This window comes from Sphingobium sp. 22B, assembly GCF_001580035.1.
Taxonomy (GTDB): domain Bacteria; phylum Pseudomonadota; class Alphaproteobacteria; order Sphingomonadales; family Sphingomonadaceae; genus Sphingobium; species Sphingobium fuliginis.
Genome location: NZ_LTAB01000067.1, coordinates 1 through 2,991 on the forward strand (window position 1 = coordinate 1; position 2,991 = coordinate 2,991).

A 2,991-nucleotide genomic window follows, 5' to 3' on the forward strand; every position below is an offset into this window, starting at 1 on the left:
TGTGTATAAGAGACAGGTAATGATCCACCGTCTTGCATGCGACCAGACCCCAGCCGCTTGTCGGCGCATCGGCGGGCAGATAGCCGGCCAGTTCCGCATGGCTCGGCCGCCGGTACCATTCCGCATCGAACAACTGCACGCCCCCCGGCCCCTCGCCCGGCCCCGCCGCCGCCGCGCTGTTGCCCTGCCCCGTCGCGCCGTCGGCCGCGCCCTTCTTCGCCATCCTGCCGATGTCGGCGGACGCCATCTGCTGGCTGTCCAGCACCAGGAACGGCAGCGGCGAGGGCTGCTGCTCGGTCGGCTTCACCACGGGACGGTCGCGCTTGACCACCGGCTGCTGCACCTGCCGCTGCGCCGATTTCTCCTGCTTCTTCTTCTCGCTCTTCTCGGCCTTGCTCTGCGCCTTCTCCGCCTTGGGCGCGGGCGCCATCTCGAACGTCACCGGATTGCGCAGGTCCGGCAGCCGGATCACCGGATCGGGCGCCAGCGTCAGCAACGCCAGCAGCAGCAGCGCGTTGAACAGCAGCGCCAGCAGCAATCCGCCGCCGCGCTCGCGCCATTGGGAGGGAAGGGATAAGGTCAAATTCACTCGGATGCGCCGGGCCGGACTCATAAGGGGTCATGCCCAGACGCCGCCGCGCCGTCAACGCCGTGGCGTCAACAGATATCCTCCTCCCGGACGACAGGACGGCTTTCCCGGGTCGCCCGCATCCGGCTGGCCTTGTCGTCCGGGTCCGACGTCAGCACGACATGATCCTCATGCACCTCCAGCAGCACGCCGGCAAAGGGCATGCCCTCCAGACTGCCCGTGACCCGGTAGCTGACCGAATCCCCGACCTTGAACGTCGCGGGATCGGTATTGAACTCAAAGGGACAGGCGCCCTCTCCCATGCCAAGCATATGCGTCTCCTACACGGCAAAGCTAGCGTGGCGACGCGGCACCGATCAAGGCCCCTGTCGCTTCCATCACAAGGGCGTTACAGGCCGGCCATGGACATACGCCTCGCCCGCCCGTCGGACCTCCCCCGTCTCCACCCGATCATAGAGCGCGCCTATCGCGGCGACACCGCCCGGCAAAGCTGGGCCATAGAGACCGCCCCACCCGCCACCCCCCGCACCAGCATCGCCGCGCTGGAGGCGATCCTCGCCGACCCCGCCGAACGCCTGCTGGTCGCGCCCGCCCCGGACGACGCTCCCGTCGGCTGCGTCCAGATCTCCGACCGGGGCGACGGCCGCGCCTGTCTCGGCCTGCTCTGCGTCGATCCCGCGCTCCAGTCGGGGGGCCTCGGCCACCGCCTCATCGCCGCCGCCGAACAGCTCGCCGCGACCGCCTTCGGTACCCGGCGGATGGAAATGACCGTCATCTCCACCCACGACAATCTCATCCGATATTATCGAAGACGCGGCTACCGACCGACGGGAGAGACGCGCCCCTATCCCGTACCGCTCGATCCGCCGCAGCAGATGGTCGTCCTGGCAAAAGCACTGGCGGCCCGAAAGCAGTTGGGCTAGGGCCTCAACCCGATGCTCACCAAGCTCTACCAATGGACGCTGGCGAAAGCCGCCCACGCCCACGCCGAACGCTGGCTCTTCGCCATCAGCTTCATGGAAAGCAGCTTCTTCCCGATCCCGCCGCACCCGCTGCTGGGCCTGATGTGCCTCGCCCGCCCGGAACGCGCGATCCGCTTCGGGCTGATCTGCACCATCGCCTCGGTGCTGGGCGGGCTGTTCGGCTATGCCATCGGCCATTTCCTCTATGAAACGGTCGGGCAGCAGATATTGCACGCCCTCGGCCTCGCCGCGAAATTCCCCGTCGCCGCCTGCTATCTGCGCGATTACGGGGCAGAGATCATCCTGATCAAGGGCGCGACGCCGATCCCGTTCAAGCTCATCACGATCACGGCGGGCTTCATCGGCCTCTCCCTCTTCACCTTCCTCTGGGCCAGCGTGCTCAGCCGCGCCTTCCAGTTCATGCTGGTGGGCTTCCTGTTCTGGAAGTTCGGCCGCCCGATCAAGGCGTTTATCGAAAAATATCTGGGCCTGCTCTCCGCCGGCTTCCTGGTGCTGCTGGTCGGCGGCTTCATCGCGGCCTCCGCCCTGTCCGGCGGCGGGGACAAGAGCGACAGGTGCAGCCACGCCACCATGGCCACGCTGCGCTGATCCGCTCCGGCATGAAGGACATTCCGGCCCGCTTTCCGAAGCTCACCGCCCTGCTCGCCGGATTCGCGGCGGCCACCGGTTTCGAACCGCTCAAGCTCTGGCCTGTCACCCTCGCCTGCTTCGCGCTCCTCATCCTCCTGATCGAACAGGCTCCCGACCGCCGCAGCGCTTTCCTGCGCGGCTGGCTGTTCGGCGTCGGCCATTTCACCCTCGGCCTCAACTGGATCGCCCACGCCTTCACCTTCCAGGACGCGATGCCCCACTGGTTCGGCTACGGCGCGGTGGTCCTCCTGTCCCTCTACCTCGCCGTCTATCCCGGCCTGGCCACGCTGGCCGCCTGGTGGCTTCGCACACAATCCCCCTTCCGCAGGCGTTCGAACGAGGCACGTGACTCGTTTGAAGGGTTAGGGGTGGGCACCGGGCGAAGCGAGGCCACTATCCTCACGACAACCCTCCTCTTCGCCGCCTGCTGGCTCACCTCGGAATATCTCCGCGCCACCGTCTTCACCGGCTTCGCCTGGAACCCGCTGGGCGTCACCCTCCTCCCCACCGGCATGGCGATCGCCGCCACCCTGATCGGCACCTACGGCCTCGGCGCGCTCGCCATACTGGCGTCGGGCGCGCTCCTCCTCGCCTTCCGCCGCCAGTTCCGCCCCGCCGCCGCGCTCATTACACCCCTCATCGCCCTGCCCCTGTGGGGCAATCTCTCCCCCGCTCCGCCCACCCCCACAGGGGCAGGGCGATGAGGGGTGTAATGAGCGCGGCGGCGGGGCGGAACTGGCGGCGGAAGGCGAGGAGGAGCGCGCCCGACGCCAGTATGGCTGTCTCTTA

Annotated in this window: 4 protein-coding genes and 1 pseudogene; 3 read left to right on the forward strand and 2 right to left on the reverse strand. The window is 67.8% G+C overall.

Features of this window, described 5'->3' with window-relative positions; genetic code table 11:
* Together A0J57_RS24885 and A0J57_RS24890 are read right to left on the reverse strand one after the other, a co-directional pair.
* Positions 1-589 (reverse strand): hypothetical protein (locus A0J57_RS24885; protein ID WP_235600957.1); only part of this gene is annotated, 589 nt, incomplete at its 3' end.
* A gap of 68 nt (positions 590-657) precedes the next feature.
* The gene (locus A0J57_RS24890) at positions 658-900 is read right to left on the reverse strand and encodes a hypothetical protein (protein WP_025551538.1); all 243 of its coding nucleotides are present in this window, start codon (positions 898-900) and stop codon (positions 658-660) included.
* A 90-nt stretch (positions 901-990) separates the two neighbouring features.
* Between A0J57_RS24890 and A0J57_RS24895 the strand changes: the two genes are divergently transcribed.
* From A0J57_RS24895 to A0J57_RS24905, 3 genes and pseudogenes are all read left to right on the forward strand, one after another.
* The gene (locus A0J57_RS24895; RefSeq protein WP_025551536.1) at positions 991-1,512 is read left to right on the forward strand and encodes a GNAT family N-acetyltransferase; all 522 of its coding nucleotides are present in this window, start codon (positions 991-993) and stop codon (positions 1,510-1,512) included.
* Between the two features lie 12 nt (positions 1,513-1,524).
* The gene (locus A0J57_RS24900) at positions 1,525-2,160 is read left to right on the forward strand and encodes a YqaA family protein (protein WP_061940986.1); all 636 of its coding nucleotides are present in this window, start codon (positions 1,525-1,527) and stop codon (positions 2,158-2,160) included.
* 11 nt (positions 2,161-2,171) lie between these two features.
* A pseudogene (locus A0J57_RS24905) lies at positions 2,172-2,897 on the forward strand (apolipoprotein N-acyltransferase); the annotation flags it as partial.
* Between the last annotated feature and the right edge of the window lie 94 nt (positions 2,898-2,991).

What these genes read in the sequence shown, in the direction of transcription:
- A0J57_RS24890 (WP_025551538.1), bottom strand. Translation starts at nt 900, where the DNA reads ATGCTTGGCATGGGAGAGGGCGCCTGTCCCTTTGAGTTCAATACCGAT.
- A0J57_RS24895 (WP_025551536.1), top strand. Translation starts at nt 991, where the DNA reads ATGGACATACGCCTCGCCCGCCCGTCGGACCTCCCCCGTCTCCACCCG.
- A0J57_RS24900 (WP_061940986.1), top strand. Translation starts at nt 1,525, where the DNA reads ATGCTCACCAAGCTCTACCAATGGACGCTGGCGAAAGCCGCCCACGCC.